We start from the raw sequence: 17,870 nt of genomic DNA on the forward strand, positions 1-17,870 counted from the left end.
CCTACCCCTGGACCGGCCGGAGGCGGCTGGTCCGCAGCGCGCCCTGCCGCTCCAGCAGGGGGTAGGCGATCGCCGCCACATGGGCGGCGATGCGCTTGAGGTCGCGCGTCACGTCGAGGGCAAGGCCCGCCGCCGGGGAGGGCTCGGCGCCGGTCTCCGCGAGGTGGTCGGCGGCCTGGCGCTCGGCATCGCGCCACGCTTCCTTCTCCTGCACGAGGCGGCGGGCGGCCTCCGCGTCCTCCAGCATGAAGACAGCCACGGCGAGGCGGAGCTGGGCGACGAGGCGTTCGTGCAGGTCGGCGAGGCGGGCGGCTTCCGCCGGTGACAGGGCGATGCCGCGGCGGGCGCGGCGGGCGGCGTGCTTCGACAGGCCGCGGTCCACCATGTCGCCGGCATGCTCCATGGCGATGGCGAAGTGCCGGATCTCGGCCAGGCGGCGCGCCTCGGCCTCGCCCAGCCGGTCCCGGGGCGGCAGGCCGGCGAGGTAGGCGTGCACGGCCCGGTGCAGCCGGTCCACCGTGTCATCGAGGGCGCCGACCTCCCGCGCCGCGTCGCGGTCGGCGCGGGCGAGGGCCTCGGCGGAGGCGCGCAGCATCGCCTCCACCCCGTCCGCGAGCCGCAGCACCTCCCGCGCCGCGTTCGCCAGGGCCACGGGCGGCGTGGCCAGCGCCGCGGTGTCGAGGTAGCGCGGGGCGCCCGGGTCCGCCTCCGGCGCGCGGTCCGGCAGGGCACGGCGGAGCAGCGCGGCCAGCGGATCGAGCAGCGGCAGGAAGAGGATCGCGAGGGCGAGGTTGAAGCCGAGATGCGCGTTCGCCACCAGCCGCGCCGGTGCCGCGTCCAGCATCCCCAGCCAGCCGGAGAGCGGGCCGAGGAGCGCGAGCACGAGCACCGCGCCGACGGCGCGGTTCAGCAGGTTGCCGAGCGGCAGGCGCATCGCGGCCGGGTCGGCCTGCCCGCGCCGTCCGTGGCGGGCGGCGAGGAGCGGCGGCACCGCGCCGCCGAGGTTGGCGCCGGCGACCATGGCCACCGCCGCTGTGGGCCCGACCAGACCCGCCGCCGCCAGCGAGCCCACCAGCAGCACGGCGGCGAGGGAGGAGTGCGTCGCCCAGGCCAGCGCCGCGGCGAGCAGCAGGGCCGGCAGGGGGTTCTCGTTCAGCAGCGGCAGGAGGCTTCGGAGGGCCGCGGAGTCCTCCACCGGCGCCATGGTCGAGAGCATGAGGTGCAGGGCCGCGAGCATCAGCCCGAGCCCGATCGCCGCCCGCCCGAGGTCCCGCGTCCGGGCCCGGCGCGCGCGGAAGGCGATCCAGCCGATCAGGATGAAGGCGGGGAAGACGGCGCGGAGGTCGAAGGACAGGACCTGCACGATCAGCGCGGTGCCGACATTCGCGCCGAGCATCGCCGCGAGCGCCGCGGTCAGCGCCAGCAGCCCCGTGCTCTGGAGCCGCGCGATCATCAGCCCCGCGGCGGTGGAGGATTGCAGCGCGGCGGTGGCCGCCAGCCCCGCCGCGAAGGCCCGCCAGCGGTCGCCGAGCGCGCGGTTCAGCCCCTGGCGCAGCGCGGGGCCGAAGGCGCGCTCGATCCCGCGCTGGACGAGGCCGAGGCCGAAGAGGAGGAGCGCGGCCTCACCGGCCAGCTCGATCATCAGCCGCAGCGCGTCCAAGGCGGGTCACCTCCCCGGGTGTGGGAGGTCCAACATAGGCGTCATCGAGGGGTCACGCGAGCGCCATCTGGACCGGGCGCGGGGTTCGGCGGCGTGGAACCTTCCACGCCGCCCCCGATCGTCAGGCGGTCAGGCCGCCTCGACGCACATGGCGACGCCCATGCCGCCGCCGATGCAGAGGGTGGCGAGGCCCTTCTTCGCGCCGCGGCGCTTCATCTCGAAGAGCAGGGTGGTCAGCACCCGCGCGCCGGAGGCCCCGATCGGATGGCCGAGCGCGATGGCGCCGCCGTTCACGTTCACCTTGGACGGGTCCCAGCCCAGGTCCTTGTTCACCGCGCAGGCCTGGGCGGCGAAGGCCTCGTTCGCCTCGATCAGGTCGAGGTCCTGGATGTTCCACCCGGCCTTCTGCAGCGCCTTGCGGGAGGCCGGGATGGGGCCGGTGCCCATGATGGAGGGGTCCACGCCCGCGGTGGCCCAGGACACGATCCGCGCCAGCGGGGTCACGCCGCGCTTCGCCGCGTCCGCCCCGCGCATGACCAGGATGGCCGCCGCGCCGTCGTTGATGCCGGAGGCGTTGCCGGCCGTGACCGACCCGTCCTTGGAGAAGGCGGGGCGCAGCTTCTGCAGCACCTCCAGCGTCGTCTCGGGCTTCGGGTACTCGTCGTTCTCGAAGACGGTGTCGCCCTTGCGACCCTTCACGGTGACGGGGGTGATCTCGTCCTTGAACTTGCCGGCCTTCATCGCCTCCCCGGCCTTGCGCTGGGAGGCGGCGGCGAACTCGTCCTGCTGCTCCCGCGTGATCTGGAACTTCTGGGCCACGTTCTCCGCAGTCGTGCCCATGTGGTAGCCGTGGAAGGCGTCCCACAGGCCGTCCTTGATCATGGTGTCCACCATGGCCAGGTCGCCCATCTTCTGGCCCGCGCGCAGGTTCGCGGCGTGCGGCGCCTGGGTCATGCTCTCCTGACCGCCGGCGATCACGATCGCGGCGTCGCCGGTCGCGATCTGCTGCGCCGCGAGCGCCACGGTGCGCAGGCCGGAACCGCAGAGCTGGTTGATCCCGAAGGCCGTCCGCTCCACCGGGATGCCGGCCATGACCGAGGCCTGGCGCGCCGGGTTCTGGCCCGCGCCGGCCGCCAGCACCTGGCCGAGGATCACCTCGTCCACTTGGCCCGGCTCCACCCCCGCGCGCTCCAGCGCCGCCTTGATCGCGATGCTGCCGAGGGCATGGGCCGACAGGCTGGCGAAGGCGCCGTTGAAGCTGCCCACCGGCGTGCGGGCGGCGGAGGCGATGACGATGTCGTCCATGTCTGGCGGTTCCTGCTTTCGTGCCGGTCGCTGGCGGGCCGGGCCGGTTCTGGGGCCGTTGCAGGATGCTGCGCCGCAGCGCAGCGCCGCACAACCCGCGAGCGGTCACTTAGGCGGCGGCAGCGCGCTTAACCAGTCCCGCAACGGGCGCCACAGGACGGCCTCCGCGCTCATGCCCGCGGCCATGCCGATATGGCCGGCCGCCACCTCCAGCACCGCCGCGTCGGGCAGCCGGGCGGCCAGGGCACGGGCGCTGTCCGGCGGCACGATCCGGTCGCCGCGGGGGATCGCGACGAAGGACGGGCCGCGCCAGCGGGCGGGATCGACGGCCGCGCCCGCGACCCGCCAGGTGCCGCGGGCCGGCGTGTTCTCCCCGTACCAGCCGGCCAGGCATTCCCGCGCGACGGGGGCCGGCAGCGGCACGCCGTCGTTCAGCCAGTCCTCCAGCGCCACGAAATGGGCGGTGCGCGGGTGGTCTGGGTCCATCTTGGCGAAGGCGCGGAACTTCCGGGCGATGCCGAAGGGGTCGATGCCCGCGAAGAGCGCCTGGAGCCAGTCCACCGGCAGGGTGCCCGTGGCGCCCAGCACCGTCTCCAGGCCCGGCAGTATCCGCGCGGCCGCGGCGGCGCGGGCGCGGTCCTCCGGGCCGCCGGCGTGGAAGTCCCAGGGGGTGGCGAGCAGGACGAGCCCGCGCACCAGATCCGGACGGCGCAGCGCCGCGGCGAGGGTCAGCAGCCCGCCCATGCAGTAGCCGGCCAGCACCACCGGCCCGCCCGCGGCATCCCGCGCGGCGACGAGCGCCCGCTCCAGCCGCCCGGCGATCCAGTCGGTCAGGGTGAAGCCGCGCTCCTCCGCGCCCGGCCAGCCCCAGTCGAGCAGCATCACGCGGCCCCCGTTCCCGGCGAGCCAACGGACCATGGAGTGGCCCTGCATGAGGTCCAGCACCGTCGCCCGGTTCACCAGGGACGGCACGAAGAGGACCGCGGGGCCCGTGCCGCCGTGGTCCAGCAGCCGGGCCGGCCCCTCCCGCCACGCCACCGGCGGGTCGTCCAGCGTTCGGCGCCAGGGATGGGAGCGGTAGGCGGCGATGCCGCGGATGAGCGCGGCATCCTCCTCCCAGAGGCGCCGCCAGACGGCGGCGCGCAGCGCGTCAGTTCCGCCGGCGGATCCGGCGTTCCCCGGCTGGGCGTTCCCCGGCTGGGCGTTCCCCAGCGGGGCGTTCCGCGGCAGGGCGGCCAGGATCCGGCTCCGCTCCGCCCGGGCCGCCTCGGACCGTGGCGCGAAGCCCGGCCAGCTCCCGCTCCATGCGGGCGATCCGGTCCCGGAGGTCATCGAGGGAATCGCCGCCATCGCCATCCAGGCGCGGTGCCCCGCCAGCAGCAGGTGCAGGGGCAGCGGGCGCGGGCCCCGGCGGGGGGTCATCGGCGGCGGGCGGCGGCGGAACGGGGGGTGGGACGGGCGGCCAGGGCACCGGCGTTCCCGCCCCGGTCCAAGGCGCGGGCATCGCGCCGGCGGCGAAGGGCGGCGCGGCGCCCGGCCAGGATGGTGGCGCGGGCGGCCGCGCGGCCGCGGCCCAGGCCCGAGTCCAGTCCGCCCCCGAGGCCGACCAGGCGGCCAGGGCCGCGGACCATTCGGGATCGGCGGCCAGGGCCATCAGCTCGCCCTGCCACAGCGCGATCCAGTCCGCCGCCAGCTGGGCCAGCCGGGCCGCGTCGTCGCCCTCCGGTTCGCTCATGCATTCTCCAGCCCGAACCCTTCCAGGGGCGCGACGTCCCTTTCGCACCGCGGCATAGCAGGGCTAGCATCCCGGAGGGGCGCGGCCCAGGTTCAGGCCGCATCAGGTCCCGGGAAGAGGAGCCCCCTATGGCACAGCCCGATGCGCCGCCGGATGTCACCACCGACAACGCGGAGACCCGCCCTCCGGTCGTGGTGAAAAAATACGCGAACCGCCGGCTCTACAACACCGAGTCGTCCTCCTACGTCACGCTGGAGGATCTGGCGGACATGGTCCGCAAGGGCCGGGACTTCACCGTGAGTGACGCCAAGAGCGGGGAGGACATCACCCGCTCCGTCCTGACCCAGATCATCGTGGAGGAGGAGAGCAAGGGGCAGAACCTTCTGCCGATTCCCTTCCTGCGCCAGCTGATCGGGCTCTATGGCGACAGCCTGCAGGCGGTCGTGCCCCGCTACCTCGAGGCCACGATGGGCACCTTCGCGCGCCAGCAGGAGCAGATGCGGCGCGCCACGCAGGAGGCGATGGGGCAGGCCATGGGCGGCTTCAACGCCTTCGCCCCCTTCGAGGAGATGGGCAAGCAGAACCTGGCGATGCTGGAGCGGGCCATGAGCCTCTTCTCCCCCTTCCCGCGCCCGCCCGCCGGCAATGGGCGCCCCGCGCCGGCGGAGGACGTGGAGGCGATGCGGGAGGAGATCACGATGCTCCGGAACGAGCTCGCCGCGCTGCGGCGCAACGGCGCGGAGGGCGGGAGCCGCTAGGGGCTTCCGCCGCGCCGCCCTGGCCCGGCCGGGTGCGGCGTGATAGGCGCTGCGGCCCATGACGGCCGACGTGACAAGCCCCGGTCTGGGCCGCGCCCTGCCCTCGCGCGCCCTTCTCGGTGCCCTTCGCGAGGGGTCCGCCGCCCCGCTGCCGGGCCCGGCGGCGGTCGGGCTGCCGGACGCGACGCCTGCGCCCGGCCCGGGCCTGGCGTCCCGGTTCCTCGCCCTGATCCGCCCGGTCGTCGCGCCGTTGCTGCGCCCCGTGCTGCGCCGCCTGGAGCAACGGGTCACGGCCAGCGTCGCCGCGGCTGCCGAGGCGCGGCTGGCGACGGAGATCGCGGCGCTCGAGGCGCGGATGGCCGCGCGCATCGCCCAGCTCGAGCGGCGGCAATCCGGCCTCGCCTCCGCCGAGGCGGTGGAGGCGCTGCGCCGCGCCGTTCGCCCCGGGGCGAACGGGGGGACGCCGGGCCCGGGTGCCCCCGCGTGAGCGGCGCACCGCAGCGCATCGGCCTCGTCTCCTCCGCCGTTCCGCTGATCGACGGGGGCGCGCGCTTCATCGTCCGCTGGCTGGCGGAGCGGCTGACCGCCGCGGGCCATCGGGTGGAGGAGGTGCTGCTGCCGAGTTCAGACGATCCCGCCACCCTGCTGCACCAGATGGCGGCCTGGCGAATGATCGACCTGGACGCGCATTTCGACCGGATCGTGACCTTCCGCCCGCCCTCGCACCTCGTGCGGCACCGGCGGAAGATGTGCTGGTTCATCCACCACATCCGCATCTTCTACGACCTCTGGGGGCCGGAGCACGGCCACCTGCCGGATACGCCGGAGATGCGCGGCATCCGCGCGGCGATGCATCGCGCCGACACGCGGGCGCTGGCGGAGGCGCACGGCCTCTTCTCCAACTCCCGCGTCGTCGCGGAGCGGGTGCGGCGCTTCAACGGGCTGTCGCCGCAGGTGCTCTATCCGCCGGTGCAGCGGCCGGAGCTCTTCGTCCCCGGCCCCTTCGGCGACGCGATCGTCTCGGTCTGCCGGATGGAGGCGCACAAGCGGCAGCACCTGCTGATCGAGGCGATGGCGCACACGCGCACGCCGGTGCGGCTGCACCTCGCGGGGCTGACCTCGGACCCCGCCTATCACGACCGGCTGCGGGCGCTGGTCGCGCAGCACGGGCTGGAGGCCTGGGTCACGCTCGACCATCGCTGGATCACGGAGGAGGAGAAGGCGGCGCTTCTCTCCGGCGCCCTCGCGAACGCCTATCTGCCGGTGGACGAGGACAGCTACGGCTACCCGACGCTGGAGGCCGCCCATGCCCGGCGCGCGACGGTCACCACGCCGGATTCGGGCGGCGTGATGGAGTTCGTGCGCGACGGGGTGGAGGGGATCATCGCGCCGGCCAAGCCCGCGGCGCTCGCCGCCGCCTTCGACGCGCTCTACGAGGACCGGGCGCGCGCCGCCCGCCTCGGCGCCGCGGCCGAGGCGCGGGTGGCGGAGCTCGGCGTGACCTGGGACGCGGTGATCGCGCGGCTGCTGGCATGAGGCTCCTCGTCCTGACCGCCCGTTCGCCCTTCGCGCGCGGCCCCGCCGAGGCGACGGCCGAGGGGCTGGTCCGGGCGCTCCGCGCCGCCGGGCACGGGGCCGAGGCGATGCATCTTCCCCTGGCCGGCGCCGCGCCGGAGCGGATGGTGGAGGAGGTGCTGATCGCGCGCGGCCTGCGGGCGACAAATGTCGACCGGGTGATCGCCCTCCGCCTCGCGGCCGCGCTCGTGCCGCTGGACGGGGTGGGGGGCACGCGGGTCGCCTGGCTGCCGCACGCGGAGAGCGATCCCTGGGCGGCCGCCCTTCGCCCCGCCCCGGCCGGCGCCGCGCCGCACGGGATTCTCCGCGCCGCGGTGGCGGAGGCGCTGGCCGGATGCCATGCCCGCTTCGCCGATGCGGCGGGGGTCGAGGCCCTGCGCGACCTGGGGCTGGAGGCGGGGCTGCTGCCCGCGCCGGGGGAGGCGCAGGGTGCAGAATGGGACCGCGTCCTGACGGGTCTGCTCGGATGAGCGGCGCGGCCCTTTCTCCGCTCCGCCTCGCCTTGTGCGGGGCCTGGGCGGATGACCGGCTGGGGCCGCTGCTGCGGCGCCTGACCGAGCTGGGCCATCAGGTCACGCCGTGCCGGACCGGGGCCGCGTCCCCGGCGATCCCTTATGAGGGATCGGAGATCCCGCCCGTCCGCGCCCTGGCGGTCCGGGAACCGGCCGGTGCCGGGGCTGCCCTGGACGCGGTCATCCTCGTGGCCGAGGGGGAGGCCGACGCCGGCGGAGACGCGGCCGCCCTGCTGGACGCGGTGCCCGGCCTGCTGGTCCTGCGGGCCGCGCCGTCCGGCCGTGATGCGGCGATCCTGCCGGAGGCGCTGGCCGCCCGGGCCGCAGGCATCCTCCTGCCCGGTCCGGCGCTTCTCGGTCCCGCGCGCGAGGTCTGCCCGGGGCCGGTGGCGGTGCTGGACCCGGTGCAGCCGCCGGAGGACTGGGCCGGCGCGCTCCTGCCGGTCCTCGCGACGGCGCTGGAGGCCCGGCCGCTGATGGAGGCCGCCCGGGAGACCGGCCGCGACCTCGCCCGCTGGGGCGCGGCGGCGGATGATCCGGCGGTCGCGCGGGTGGCGGCGCTCTGGGACGCGCTCTTCGCCGAGGGGGCCGACGGCGCACCGGGTTCCTAGAGCCGTTCCGGTTGCCTTGCGTTCACCGGGACGGCTCGGGCTTGCCTCTGGGAGAGCCGACTTCCGGCCTACCCCGCCAGCCCCAGCGCCATGTAGGCCCGGGCCGCCGGTGGCCAGGCGGCCACCACCTCGGCGCGCCAGTGCCAGGCGGCATAGGCCGCACCGGCGAGGATCAGCAGGGAGGCGGCCCAGGCGATCCCGAGCGCGGCGCGGGGTTGCGGCCGTTCCACGGGCACCGGCTCGGCGCGGGGCTTCGGCGGGAGGGGCGCCGGTGCCGGGGGGCGCGGCATGTCCAGCGGCGGCTCCGCGGCGGAGAAGACCGGGCGTGGGGCGGCCTCCTCCCGGGCAGGGCGTTCCGGCGTTTGGCGCTCCGGCGTTTGGCGCTCCGGCGTCTGGCGTTCAGGGGTCTGGCGTTCGGGGGACGGGAGCTCGGGCGCCCAGGACGTGCCGCAGCGCGTGCAGCGCACGGTCTTGCCGCCGGCCAGCCGGGCCGTGACGGCCGGGGGCAGATCATACTCGGCGGCACAGTTCGGGCAGGCGACGCGCATGGCCGCAGCATGGGAGCGCGCCGCGCCGCGGGCAACGGCACCGCGCCCGGCCGGACGGCCTATCGGCGCGGCGGTGGTCATGGCACACGGCCGGGGATGGTGCGCTTCTCCGAGGTCGGCTTGCGCTACCCGGATCCGCTGGGCGGCAGCCGGGAGACGTTGCGCGACCTGTCCTTCACCCTGCCGCAGGGGTCCTTCACCTGGCTGACGGGCCCTTCGGGTGCGGGCAAGACCTCGCTGCTGCGGCTGATGCAGCTGGCGATGCGGCCCACGCGGGGAGAGGTGGAGGTGCTGGGCACGCCGCTCTCCCAGGCGAGGCGGGGGGACCTGCCGGCGCTGCGGCGGCGGATCGGGGCGGTGTTCCAGGAGTTCCGCCTGCTCCCCTACCTCACCGCCTTCGACAACGTGGCGCTGCCGCTGCGGCTGGCCGGGCGCACCGAATCGAGCCTTCGGCCGGACGTGCAGGAGATGCTGCGCTGGGTCGGGCTGGCGGGGCGGGAGGAGGCGCTGCCGCCGCAGCTCTCGGGCGGGGAGCAGCAGCGGGTGGCGATCGCCCGGGCGGTGGTCACACGCCCCGCCCTGCTGGTGGCGGACGAGCCGACCGGCAACCTGGACCCCGACCAGTCCCGCCGCCTGCTGATGCTGCTGGCGGAGATGAACCGCCTGGGCGCCACGGTGATCGTCGCGACCCACAACCACGAGCTGATCGCCCAGCACCCCGGCCATGTGATGGTGCTCCAGGCCGGGCGGATCGAGGCGCTGCTCCCCTGGCCCTATGCCGACGCCGCCGCGCCCCTGCACCCGGAGGGCGGGGAGGCGCCGCCGGGACCGCCGCCTGGGCCGCCGCCCTCTGGTCCGCCGCCGGTGCCCGTCCCGCCGCCGCCGGTGATCGCGGAGGCCGCGCCGCCCCCGCCGAGCCGCCCCCCCGCGCCCGAGCCGGCCGACGATCCCCGCTGGGGCCTGCCGGTGGAGGAGCCGCCGCCGCGGCCGCCCGGCCATGTTCCCGGCCCCCGCGCCCCGGACCCCGACACCCCCTCCCCCCGCCTGCGCGCGGCCATCTGGCCGAGCGTCACGCCGCCCCGCGACGGAGACGACCCTGGCTGAGCGCCGCCGCCGCATCGCCCGCGACCCGCTCGGCCTGCGCCGCGCCCTGTCGGACCGGCTGCTGCCGGGGCTGGTCGCGGCCATGGCGCTGCTGGCCGCCCTTACCCTGGCCGGCGCGCAGGGCGCGGCCCGGCTGGCGGAGCGCTGGCAGGAGGGCGCGGCCGCCGCCGTGACCGTGCAGGTGCCGGACCCGACCGAGGCGCGGATGGCCCGCGCCCTCGCCCTGCTGCGCGCCCACCCGGCCGTGGCCAGCGCCGACGCGGTGGGGGAGGAACGGATCGCCGAGCTGCTCCGGCCCTGGCTGGGAGAGCGGCCGGCCCTGCCACTGCCGGGGGTGATCGAGCTTCGCCTGGCCGCCGCCGACGCCTCGCTCTCCGCCCTGGGGGCCCGGCTGGCCGAGGCGGTGCCGGGGGCGGAGCTGGAGGCGCACGGCGTCTGGGTGGCCCGGCTGACCGCACTCGTCCGCTCCGTGGCCGGGGTGTCGCTGGCGGTGCTCGCCCTCGTGGCCGGGGTGTCGGCGGCCGTGGTCGCGGTCGCCACCCGGGCCGGGCTGGCGGCGCGGCGGGACGCGATCGGCATCCTGCACGACCTCGGGGCCACGGGCAGCGACATCGCGGGCCGCTTCAGCCGGCGCGTCGCGGGGCTGGCGGCGCTGGGGGCGCTGCTCGGCGCCCTGCTGGCCGTGCCCGCCCTCGCCGCCCTGGCGGCGCTCGCCGCGCCGCTGACGGGCGGCACGGCCCATTGGAGCGTGGAGGCCCTCGGCGGACTGCCCTGGCTCTCCCTCGCGGCGCTGCCGCCCGCCGCCGGCCTGATCGGCTGGCTCACCGCCCAGGCCACCGTGCGCCGCTGGCTCCGCCACCTGCCATGACGTCCGGCCGGGCTGCCGTGGAGGTCCCTCGCGCGGGACGCGGCGTTCCTGGCAGCCGGCCGTGCGCCGGGGGGCGCGCGTGAGGAGACGGGTCCTCAGCCCCGTTTCCGTGACGCTCGCCGCCCTGGTCCTCGCGGGGCTGGGCGGCTTTCTCTGGTTCCTTCACCGCGCGGCGGAGCCGGCCCCCTTCCCCCCGCCGCCGAGCCCCGGCATCGCCGTCCTCACCGGCGGGCCCGACCGGGTGGAGGCGGGGCTTCTGCTTCTGACGGACCGGCCGGGGGCGCGCCTGATCATCTCCGGCGCCGGGCGCTACGCCACCCTGGCCGAGCTCATGCGGGCGGCGGGGGTGGAGGGGCCGGATCCCGCCACGCTCGCCCCCCGGGTTACCCTCGGCCACGCCGCGACCAGCACCCACGGCAATGCGCGGGAGGTCGCGGCCTGGGCGCGCGCCGGAAACCTTCGGGAGGTCACCGTCGTCACCGCCGGATTCCACATGCCCCGCGCCCTGCTCGAACTCCGCCGCGCCATGCCCGACGCGACGCTGCACCCGCTGCCCGTACAGCCGCACCTGCCGAGGCCCGTGGCCCTGGTCCGGGAATACGTGAAGCTCGTCGGCGCGGCCGCGGGACTCTCCACTCTCGTGGAGCGGCGGGAGCCGGCGCGGTGATCCTTCTTCGCTCGACGCTGTTCAACCTGCTGTTCTTCGCCGCGACCGGGGCGATGGTGATCGCGGGGCTGCCGCTGCTGGCGTTCCGGGGCCAACACATCATCCGCTACGTCCGGGCCTGGGCGCGGCTCGTGCTCTGGCTGCTGCGCGTGGTCTGCGACATGCGCCTGCGCGTCACCGGGGCGGAGCACCTGCCCCAAGGCGGGGCGGCGCTGATCGCGGCCCAGCACCAGTCGACCCTCGACACGATCGTCTGGAACGCCCTGCTTCCCGCGCCGGTCTACGTGCTGAAGGCGGAGCTGCTGCGGATTCCCCTCTGGGGCTCGCTCGCGCGCCATGTCGGGTCCATCCCGGTGGTCCGTTCGGGGGGCGCGGCGGCGCTGAAGGGCCTCGTCCGCGCCGCGCGGGGCGCGGTGGCGGCGGGACGGCAGATCGTCATTTTCCCCGAGGGCACCCGCACGCCGCCGGGGGAGCGGCGGCGGTGGCAGCCCGGGCTCGCGGCGCTGGCGGCGGCCACCGGCCTGCCGGTGATCCCGGTGGCAACCGATGCCGGGCGGTTCTGGGGCCGCCGCGCCTATCTCAAGCGGCCGGGGGTCGTCACGCTGGCGGTGCTGCCGCCCCTGCCGCCCGACCTGCCGCGCGAGGAACTGATGGCGCGGGCGCAGCGCTCGGTGGAGACCGCCGCGCATGGGCTCGAGGGGGCTGTGGACAACTCCGTGGAATAGATGCGGGCACGGCTTCCCACCGCGCCCCAAGACTCCGGAGCAAAGCCTTGTGGAGTCTCGGTTTTGGCGTCGGGGCCGGCTGCTGTGGATAATAACTTCCCGGGTTAAATCAAACACTTGTCTGTTTTTCGGCCCTGCTGGCTGCCGATCTGTGGACAAGCTTTGGATTTCCCCGTCCCGCGTGGGGTCGGGAAGGCCGGGCCTGTGGATAGAGTGTGGGAAAACCCTTCGGCTGCTCGCGGGGCGGTGGGGGACCGGGCCCCGAAGGGGTCCGCAGCACGCGTCGCTCCGGGAACGCCGCTGGAAGCGCCCCTGCCCGGACGGCCCACCCCGGGGGCGGGCCGCCGGTCCTTTCGTCAGCGGCGCGGTGCGCCGCGGCCCAGGAGCGCCCAGAGGAGGATCGCGCCGAAGGTGGCGGTGCCGATCCCGCCGAGCGCGAAGCCCCCGAAGCGCAGGGTGAAGTCGCCGGTGCCGAGCACGAGCGGGATGGCCGCGACCATCAGGTTCTCCGGCCGGGAGAAGTCCACCCGGTTGTCCACCCAGATCCGCGCGCCGGCGACGGTGATGAGGCCGAAGACGACGATGGAGACGCCGCCCATGACCGGCAGCGGGATGGCGCCGATCAGCGCCCCGAACTTCGGCGAGAAGCCGAGGATGATCGCCGCCACCGCCGCCACGACGAAGAGCAGGGTGGAGTAGACGCGCGTCGCCGCCATGACGCCGATGTTCTCGGCATAGGTGGTGACGCCCGTGCCGCCGACGGCGCCGGAGACGATGGTGGCGACGCCGTCGCCGATGAAGGCAGGGCCGACCTGCGCGTCCATGTTCCGCCCGGTCATGGCGCCGACCGCCTTCAGGTGGCCGAGATTCTCCGCCATCAGCACGATCGCGACCGGCGCGATCAGGAGGATGGCGGAGAGGCTGAAGGAAGGCGCCGCGAAGCGCGGCACGCCGAACCACGGCGCCGCCGTCACCGCCGAGAAATCCATCGGACGGCCGAGCCCGAGTCCGTTCGCCAGGGCCCAGTAGATGACGCTCGCGATGATCAGCCCGACGAGGATGAGCAGGCGCTGCGTCAGCCCGCGCGCGTAGACCGCGACGAGAGCGACGGAGACGAAGGTCACGGCCTGCATCCAGGCGTCGAAGCCGGTGGGCGCCATGTTCTTCACGGGGATGGCGGCGAGGTTCAGCCCGATCACGGCGACGACCGTGCCGGTGACGACGGGCGGCATCAGCCGCTCGATCCAGCCGGTGCCGAGGCGCGTCACCGCGAGGCCCGCCAGGGCATAGACGATGCCGCAGGCGATGATGCCGCCGAGCGCCACGCCGATGTTCGCGTTGGGTCCCGGCGCCGTGTAGCCGGTGGCGGCGATGACCACGCCGATGAAGGCGAAGGAGGAGCCGAGATAGGAGGGCACGCGCCCCTTCACCGCGAAGAAGAAGATGAGCGTGCCGATGCCGCTCATCAGCACGGCGACGTTCGGGTCGAAGCCCATCAGCAGGGGCGCGAGGACGGTGGCGCCGAACATGGCGACCACGTGCTGCAGGCCCATGGCGAGCGTCTGCGGCCAGGGCAGCCGCTCCTCCGGCAGCACCGTCGCGCCGGCCACCGGCCGGACCTCCGTCCAGGACATCATGCGCCCCCTCCCCGATTCAGCATCGGGGGAGGATGGCGTCGGTGCGGCGGCGCGTCCACGCGACGCGCCGGCCGGCGTCAGGGGTGAGGCATCACGGGGCGTCGCCGCGCATGGCGGGGAGGAGGAGGCCGGCGTTGTGTCGGATGAGGGCCTCGTAGGTGGGGGCGGGGCCGGAAGGGGCGGAGAGGGCGTCGGCGTAGAGGCGGCCGCGGACGCGCACGCCGGCCTCGCGGGCGAGGCGCTCGAGGGTGGTGGGGCTGGCCATGTTCTCGAGGAAGACGGCGGTGATGCCCTCGGCGCGGACGTGCCGGATGAGGGCGGCGACCTCGGCGGCGGAGGGCTCGGCGTTGGTGCTGACGCCCTGGGGGGCGAGGAAGCGGATGGCGTAGGCGGCGCCGAAGTAGGCGAAGGCGTCGTGGCTGGTGACGACGCGGCGACGGGGCTCGGGGATGGTGGCGATGGCGGCGCGGAGTTCGGCGTCGAGGGCGGCGAGGCGGGCGGCGTAGGCCTCGGCGTTGCGGGCGTAGAGGGCGGCGTTGGCCGGATCGGCGGCGGCGAGGCCGGCGGCGATGTTGCGGGCGTAGGTCACCGCATTGCGCGGATCGCCCCAGGCGTGCGGGTCGGGTTGGCCGGCGCGCCCGCGCCCGCCGCCCTCCCGGGCGCGCAGCGTCACGCCGTCCGTCGCGGTCACGACGGTGCCGCGGAAGGCGGCGGCGCGGGTCAGGCGGTCGATCCAGGCGTCGAAGCCCAGCCCGTTGCGGACGAGCAGGGCGGCGCCGCGCAGGCGCTCAGCGTCGGAGGGTCGGGGCTGGAACTCGTGCGCGTCCGCGTCGGGTCCGACCAGGACGTGCAGGGCCAACGGCCGGTCCCCGGCCACCTGCCGGACCATGTCGCCGAGGATGGAAAAGCTGGCCACCACGGGAAGGGCGGCTTGTGCCTGCGCGGAACGGATGGCCGGCGCGGCCATCGCGGCGGCAAGGAGCGTGCGGCGCTTCATCGGTGGACCACTTGCCTGAAGGGGACGGACGCCGCCCGGGGCCGCTTGCGCGACCCGGACGTTCCTCCATGCGCTTCGCGAGCGGCGTCCGGGGGCCCGTGCCGCGCCGGCTGTCTCAGCCCCGGCGCCAGAGGCGGCTCAGCCGCTCCCAGAGCCCGCCCCGACGGCGCGCGATGGAGGACTGGGTGGCGTGCGGGCGGTGGGTCGGCGGCGGCAGGGCGCTGGCGACGGTGTGGCGGCCGGAATCCTCGGCGGCGATCAGCCGCTGCTCCAGCGCGAGCACCCCGGACACGGCCTCCGGCGGGTGGGATGCCGCGAGGCGCTCGGCCGTCAGGGCGGCGTCGGGGAAGGCCTCGGACCGGCGCAGCGCGTCCACCACGCGCATCGTCTGTTCGGTGTCCAGCGGCGGGCCGGCGCGCCAGAGGGCCACCGCGTCCTGCCGCCAGGCGCGGGCGAGCTCCGGGCGGCGGGCGTCGTCCGCGACCCAGGCGGCCTGGAGCGTGGCCTCGGCGGCCGCGTGGAGCGCGCCCGTCTCCTCCAGCACGTAGGCGTAGCCGAGGAAGCGGCGCGCGAGGGGCGGGTGGGAGGCGTCGTTGATGAGGGCGCGGAAGGGGGCGGTGCCCACGGCCTCGATCGCGGCGGGATGGGCGCGGGCGATCTCCGGCGCCGCATAGCCGCAATGCGGGCATTGCTGGAGCCAGGACTCCATCGTGCCCCGCAGCGGCTCCCCGGGGCGGAGGTCGAGGTCGGGCGCACCCTCCGGCGCGGCGGGGCGGAAGCGGGGCTGGCGGCTTTCCGTGCCGCAGACGGCGCAGCGCAGCTCGGCCACCCGCGCACCGGGGGCGCGGGGGGCCGAGGACGGACCGGTCTGAGGGCGAGCCATGCGTCCAAGGTAAGCGCTGAGCGCGCCGACGCTAAGGGGTGTGTTGCGGCTCTGTTGCGCGCGCGCCCGAACTGGTCCCGAGATTGCGGTATACCAACGGCACGCCGATTGCCTCTTCCGCCGCGGGATGACCGGCCGCGTGAGCCATGGGCGCGCGGATGGTCCGGGAAAGGAATGGGGAAATGCGGCCTTCACGACGTGACCTGATGCTGGCGGGAGCCGCGGCGGCTCTCTCGCCGCGGCCCGGCACCGCCCAGGGCTGGGCGCCGACCCGCGACGTGCGGCTGATCACCGGCTTCCCGCCCGGCGGCACCACCGACATCGTCGCGCGGCTGCTGGCCGAGGCGCTGCGGCCGCGCGCCGGTCAGCCCGTGGTCGTCGATCCGCGACCGGGCGCCAACGGCTATCTCGGCGCGCAGGCCGCGTCCCGGGCGGCGCCGGACGGGCACACGCTGTTCCTGACCCAGCTCGGGATCATGTCGGTCGGGCCGGTGGTGCCGGGCGTGACGGTGGGGCTGGACCTGGACCGGGACCTCGTGCCCCTCGCCTGCCTCGTCGGCACGCCGATGGTGCTCGTGGTCCGCCCGGGGGCGCCCTTCGCCGACGTGGATGCCTTCCTGGCGGCGGCGAGGGCGCGGCCGGGCGGGTTGACCTATGGCTCCGCCGGGAATGGCTCGATCAACCACCTGGCGATGGAGCGCTTCGCCGCGCTGAACGGCGTCTCCCTCGTCCACGTGCCCTATCGCGGCGGCGCGCCGGCGGCGACGGACCTCGGTGCCGGGCGGGTGGATGCGATGTTCGCCAACCTCGCGGAATCGCTCGGCCCGATCGCGGGCGGGCGGATGGTGCCGCTGGCCCTGGCGGGCGAGGGTCCCTCGGGCGCGCTGCCGGACGCGCCGCTGCTGTCGGCGCGCTTCCCCGGCTTCTCCGTGCTGAACTGGTTCGGCATCGCCGCCCCTGCCGGCCTGCCGGAGCCGGCGCGCGCCTTCTGGGAGGGCGCACTGCTCGGCGCCCTGGCGGACCCCGCCGTGCGGCGCGGCTTTGCGGAGCGCGCCCTCGATCCCGTGCTGGAGGACGGTGCCACCTTCGCCCGCCGGATCGCGGGGGAGCGGGCCCGCTGGCGGCAGGTGGTCGAGGCGGGGAATATCCGCGCGGACTGACCGCCCCGGCGAGGGCCGCCCTGTTGCGCGGACCCCGTCCGCCTTGCCACAAGGCGAACATGCCGCGTGGCGACCTCTTTCCTGACATCGCGCCCTATGAGACCGGGCTTCTGCCGCTCTCCCCCGCCGGGCATGGCGGCCCCTCCCACGTCATGTACTGGGAGCAGGTGGGCAATCCGCGGGGGCAGCCCGTGCTCTTCCTGCACGGGGGGCCCGGGGCCGGGGCCGGGGCGGTGCACCGCCGCTTCTTCGACCCGACGCACTGGCGCGTGGTGATCTTCGACCAGCGCGGCGCCGGGCGGTCCCGCCCGCTGGGCGAGCTGCGGGACAACACGACGCCGCACCTGGTGCGGGACATCGAGACGCTGCGGCGCTTCCTGGGCGTGGAGCGATGGCTGCTGTTCGGCGGGTCCTGGGGTTCGACGCTCGCGCTGGCCTATGCGCAGGCGCATCCGGACCGGGTGACGGGCTGCGTGCTGCGCGGCGTCTTCCTGGGACGCGACGACGAGGTGAGCTGGTTCCTCTACGGGCTGCGCCGCGTCTTCCCGGATGCCTGGGCGAATTTCGCGGAGCACGTGCCGGCCGCGGAGCGGGGCGACCTGCTGGGCGCCTATCTCCGCCGCCTGACCGATCCCGATCCGGGCGTGCACATGGCGGCCGCGCGGGCGTGGTCGAACTACGAGGGGCTGTGCAGCACCCTCCTCCCCTCCCCCGAGACGGTGGCGTCCTTCGCGCAGGACCGCTCCGCCCTCGGGCTCGCGCGGATTGAGGCGCACTACTTCGCGCACCGGCTGTTCCTGCCGCCGGAGGGGCTGCTGGGCGGGATGCGCCGGCTGGACCATGTGCCGGCGGAGATCGTGCAAGGGCGCTACGACATGGTCTGCCCGCCGGTCTCGGCCTTCGAGCTGGCGGAGGCCTGGCCGATGGCGCGGCTGACGGTGGTGCCGGATGCCGGGCATTCCGCGCTGGAGCCGGGCGTGCGGACGGCGCTGGTGGCGGCGGTGGAGCGGTTCCGGCGGCGGGGTTAGGCGGTGACCCCGGGAAGGGCTCCGCCCTCCCCAGACCCCGCCCGCCAGGGGGCGAACGCTCCCCATGCACCCGCGCCAAATCGATCGCGGGGTCCGG

At 75.8% G+C, this 17,870-nt stretch carries 19 protein-coding genes; 11 read left to right on the forward strand and 8 right to left on the reverse strand.

Going from position 1 to position 17,870, the window contains the following annotated elements; all coding sequences use genetic code 11:
- Window position 1: 1 nt before the first annotated feature.
- From ACP6CK_RS14130 to ACP6CK_RS14145, 4 genes are all read right to left on the reverse strand, one after another.
- A complete protein-coding gene (locus tag ACP6CK_RS14130) occupies window positions 2-1,660 on the reverse strand; it encodes a Na/Pi cotransporter family protein (RefSeq protein ID WP_426959687.1) in 1,659 nt (552 codons plus the stop codon).
- Between the two features lie 129 nt (window positions 1,661-1,789).
- Entirely contained in the window at window positions 1,790-2,965 is a 1,176-nt protein-coding gene (locus tag ACP6CK_RS14135) for an acetyl-CoA C-acetyltransferase (protein WP_426959689.1), read from the reverse strand.
- Between the two features lie 105 nt (window positions 2,966-3,070).
- The gene (locus ACP6CK_RS14140; RefSeq protein WP_426959691.1) at window positions 3,071-4,387 is read right to left on the reverse strand and encodes an alpha/beta fold hydrolase; all 1,317 of its coding nucleotides are present in this window, start codon (window positions 4,385-4,387) and stop codon (window positions 3,071-3,073) included.
- Window positions 4,384-4,596: a hypothetical protein gene (locus ACP6CK_RS14145; RefSeq protein WP_426959692.1), complete on the reverse strand. Its 213-nt coding sequence runs from the start codon at window positions 4,594-4,596 to the stop codon at window positions 4,384-4,386. The genes ACP6CK_RS14140 and ACP6CK_RS14145 overlap by 4 nt, the downstream gene beginning before the upstream one ends.
- Window positions 4,597-4,828: 232 nt before the next feature.
- Between ACP6CK_RS14145 and phaR the strand changes: the two genes are divergently transcribed.
- From phaR to ACP6CK_RS14170, 5 genes are read left to right on the forward strand one after another with little or no spacing between them, the layout of a single operon-like run.
- Window positions 4,829-5,458 carry a polyhydroxyalkanoate synthesis repressor PhaR gene (gene phaR, locus ACP6CK_RS14150; RefSeq protein ID WP_426959693.1) on the forward strand — a complete coding sequence of 210 codons (630 nt, stop codon included), beginning with the start codon at window positions 4,829-4,831 and terminating at the stop codon, window positions 5,456-5,458.
- Between the two features lie 58 nt (window positions 5,459-5,516).
- Window positions 5,517-5,945 (forward strand): hypothetical protein, encoded by a 429-nt coding sequence (locus tag ACP6CK_RS14155; protein ID WP_426959695.1) that lies wholly within the window; start codon window positions 5,517-5,519, stop codon window positions 5,943-5,945.
- Window positions 5,942-6,994, forward strand: coding sequence for a glycosyltransferase family 4 protein (locus tag ACP6CK_RS14160; protein WP_426959696.1), 1,053 nt, complete (start codon window positions 5,942-5,944; stop codon window positions 6,992-6,994). Before ACP6CK_RS14155 ends, ACP6CK_RS14160 begins: the two co-directional genes overlap by 4 nt.
- A complete protein-coding gene (locus ACP6CK_RS14165; RefSeq protein ID WP_426959697.1) occupies window positions 6,991-7,503 on the forward strand; it encodes a hypothetical protein in 513 nt (170 codons plus the stop codon). Before ACP6CK_RS14160 ends, ACP6CK_RS14165 begins: the two co-directional genes overlap by 4 nt.
- Window positions 7,500-8,156, forward strand: a complete 657-nt coding sequence (locus ACP6CK_RS14170; protein ID WP_426959698.1) for a hypothetical protein — start codon at window positions 7,500-7,502, stop codon at window positions 8,154-8,156. Before ACP6CK_RS14165 ends, ACP6CK_RS14170 begins: the two co-directional genes overlap by 4 nt.
- Window positions 8,157-8,224: 68 nt before the next feature.
- Here ACP6CK_RS14170 and ACP6CK_RS14175 read toward each other — a convergent pair whose 3' ends face one another.
- On the reverse strand, window positions 8,225-8,704 hold the full coding sequence (locus ACP6CK_RS14175; RefSeq protein WP_426959699.1) for a zinc-ribbon domain-containing protein: 480 nt from the start codon (window positions 8,702-8,704) through the stop codon (window positions 8,225-8,227).
- Window positions 8,705-8,713: 9 nt separating this feature from the next.
- Here ACP6CK_RS14175 and ACP6CK_RS14180 point away from each other — a divergent pair, with 9 nt between their 5' ends.
- From ACP6CK_RS14180 to ACP6CK_RS14195, 4 genes are all read left to right on the forward strand, one after another.
- Entirely contained in the window at window positions 8,714-9,808 is a 1,095-nt protein-coding gene (locus ACP6CK_RS14180; RefSeq protein WP_426959700.1) for a cell division ATP-binding protein FtsE, read from the forward strand.
- The gene (locus ACP6CK_RS14185) at window positions 9,702-10,676 is read left to right on the forward strand and encodes a cell division protein FtsX (protein WP_426959701.1); all 975 of its coding nucleotides are present in this window, start codon (window positions 9,702-9,704) and stop codon (window positions 10,674-10,676) included. The genes ACP6CK_RS14180 and ACP6CK_RS14185 overlap by 107 nt, the downstream gene beginning before the upstream one ends.
- A 79-nt stretch (window positions 10,677-10,755) precedes the next feature.
- Window positions 10,756-11,343 carry a YdcF family protein gene (locus ACP6CK_RS14190; RefSeq protein WP_426959702.1) on the forward strand — a complete coding sequence of 196 codons (588 nt, stop codon included), beginning with the start codon at window positions 10,756-10,758 and terminating at the stop codon, window positions 11,341-11,343.
- Window positions 11,340-12,068, forward strand: coding sequence for a lysophospholipid acyltransferase family protein (locus tag ACP6CK_RS14195; RefSeq protein ID WP_426959703.1), 729 nt, complete (start codon window positions 11,340-11,342; stop codon window positions 12,066-12,068). Before ACP6CK_RS14190 ends, ACP6CK_RS14195 begins: the two co-directional genes overlap by 4 nt.
- A gap of 356 nt (window positions 12,069-12,424) precedes the next feature.
- On the opposite strand, the gene ACP6CK_RS14200 is transcribed toward ACP6CK_RS14195, so the two are convergent.
- From ACP6CK_RS14200 to ACP6CK_RS14210, 3 genes are all read right to left on the reverse strand, one after another.
- A complete protein-coding gene (locus ACP6CK_RS14200) occupies window positions 12,425-13,705 on the reverse strand; it encodes a solute carrier family 23 protein (protein WP_426959704.1) in 1,281 nt (426 codons plus the stop codon).
- A 91-nt stretch (window positions 13,706-13,796) separates the two neighbouring features.
- Window positions 13,797-14,702 (reverse strand): metal ABC transporter solute-binding protein, Zn/Mn family, encoded by a 906-nt coding sequence (locus ACP6CK_RS14205; RefSeq protein ID WP_426959705.1) that lies wholly within the window; start codon window positions 14,700-14,702, stop codon window positions 13,797-13,799.
- A 115-nt stretch (window positions 14,703-14,817) separates the two neighbouring features.
- Entirely contained in the window at window positions 14,818-15,585 is a 768-nt protein-coding gene (locus tag ACP6CK_RS14210; RefSeq protein WP_426959706.1) for a hypothetical protein, read from the reverse strand.
- 182 nt (window positions 15,586-15,767) lie between these two features.
- Between ACP6CK_RS14210 and ACP6CK_RS14215 the strand changes: the two genes are divergently transcribed.
- The gene (locus ACP6CK_RS14215; protein WP_426959708.1) at window positions 15,768-16,745 is read left to right on the forward strand and encodes a Bug family tripartite tricarboxylate transporter substrate binding protein; all 978 of its coding nucleotides are present in this window, start codon (window positions 15,768-15,770) and stop codon (window positions 16,743-16,745) included.
- A 59-nt stretch (window positions 16,746-16,804) separates the two neighbouring features.
- The gene (gene pip, locus ACP6CK_RS14220) at window positions 16,805-17,773 is read left to right on the forward strand and encodes a prolyl aminopeptidase (protein WP_426959709.1); all 969 of its coding nucleotides are present in this window, start codon (window positions 16,805-16,807) and stop codon (window positions 17,771-17,773) included.
- Window positions 17,774-17,870: the final 97 nt, after the last annotated feature.

The sequence above is a fragment of the Muricoccus radiodurans genome, from assembly GCF_050154705.1.
Lineage (GTDB): Bacteria > Pseudomonadota > Alphaproteobacteria > Acetobacterales > Acetobacteraceae > Roseomonas > Roseomonas radiodurans.

Excerpts from the sequence above, each read along its gene's own strand:
- ACP6CK_RS14180 (WP_426959700.1), top strand. The coding sequence starts at position 8,714 with ATGGGAGCGCGCCGCGCCGCGGGCAACGGCACCGCGCCCGGCCGGACG.
- phaR (WP_426959693.1), top strand. The coding sequence starts at position 4,829 with ATGGCACAGCCCGATGCGCCGCCGGATGTCACCACCGACAACGCGGAG.
- ACP6CK_RS14215 (WP_426959708.1), top strand. The coding sequence starts at position 15,768 with ATGCGGCCTTCACGACGTGACCTGATGCTGGCGGGAGCCGCGGCGGCT.
- ACP6CK_RS14210 (WP_426959706.1), bottom strand. The coding sequence starts at position 15,585 with ATGGCTCGCCCTCAGACCGGTCCGTCCTCGGCCCCCCGCGCCCCCGGT.
- ACP6CK_RS14140 (WP_426959691.1), bottom strand. The coding sequence starts at position 4,387 with ATGACCCCCCGCCGGGGCCCGCGCCCGCTGCCCCTGCACCTGCTGCTG.
- ACP6CK_RS14200 (WP_426959704.1), bottom strand. The coding sequence starts at position 13,705 with ATGATGTCCTGGACGGAGGTCCGGCCGGTGGCCGGCGCGACGGTGCTG.
- ACP6CK_RS14135 (WP_426959689.1), bottom strand. The coding sequence starts at position 2,965 with ATGGACGACATCGTCATCGCCTCCGCCGCCCGCACGCCGGTGGGCAGC.
- ACP6CK_RS14185 (WP_426959701.1), top strand. The coding sequence starts at position 9,702 with ATGTTCCCGGCCCCCGCGCCCCGGACCCCGACACCCCCTCCCCCCGCC.
- ACP6CK_RS14205 (WP_426959705.1), bottom strand. The coding sequence starts at position 14,702 with ATGAAGCGCCGCACGCTCCTTGCCGCCGCGATGGCCGCGCCGGCCATC.
- ACP6CK_RS14175 (WP_426959699.1), bottom strand. The coding sequence starts at position 8,704 with ATGCGCGTCGCCTGCCCGAACTGTGCCGCCGAGTATGATCTGCCCCCG.
- pip (WP_426959709.1), top strand. The coding sequence starts at position 16,805 with ATGCCGCGTGGCGACCTCTTTCCTGACATCGCGCCCTATGAGACCGGG.
- ACP6CK_RS14170 (WP_426959698.1), top strand. The coding sequence starts at position 7,500 with ATGAGCGGCGCGGCCCTTTCTCCGCTCCGCCTCGCCTTGTGCGGGGCC.
- ACP6CK_RS14145 (WP_426959692.1), bottom strand. The coding sequence starts at position 4,596 with ATGGTCCGCGGCCCTGGCCGCCTGGTCGGCCTCGGGGGCGGACTGGAC.
- ACP6CK_RS14155 (WP_426959695.1), top strand. The coding sequence starts at position 5,517 with ATGACGGCCGACGTGACAAGCCCCGGTCTGGGCCGCGCCCTGCCCTCG.
- ACP6CK_RS14165 (WP_426959697.1), top strand. The coding sequence starts at position 6,991 with ATGAGGCTCCTCGTCCTGACCGCCCGTTCGCCCTTCGCGCGCGGCCCC.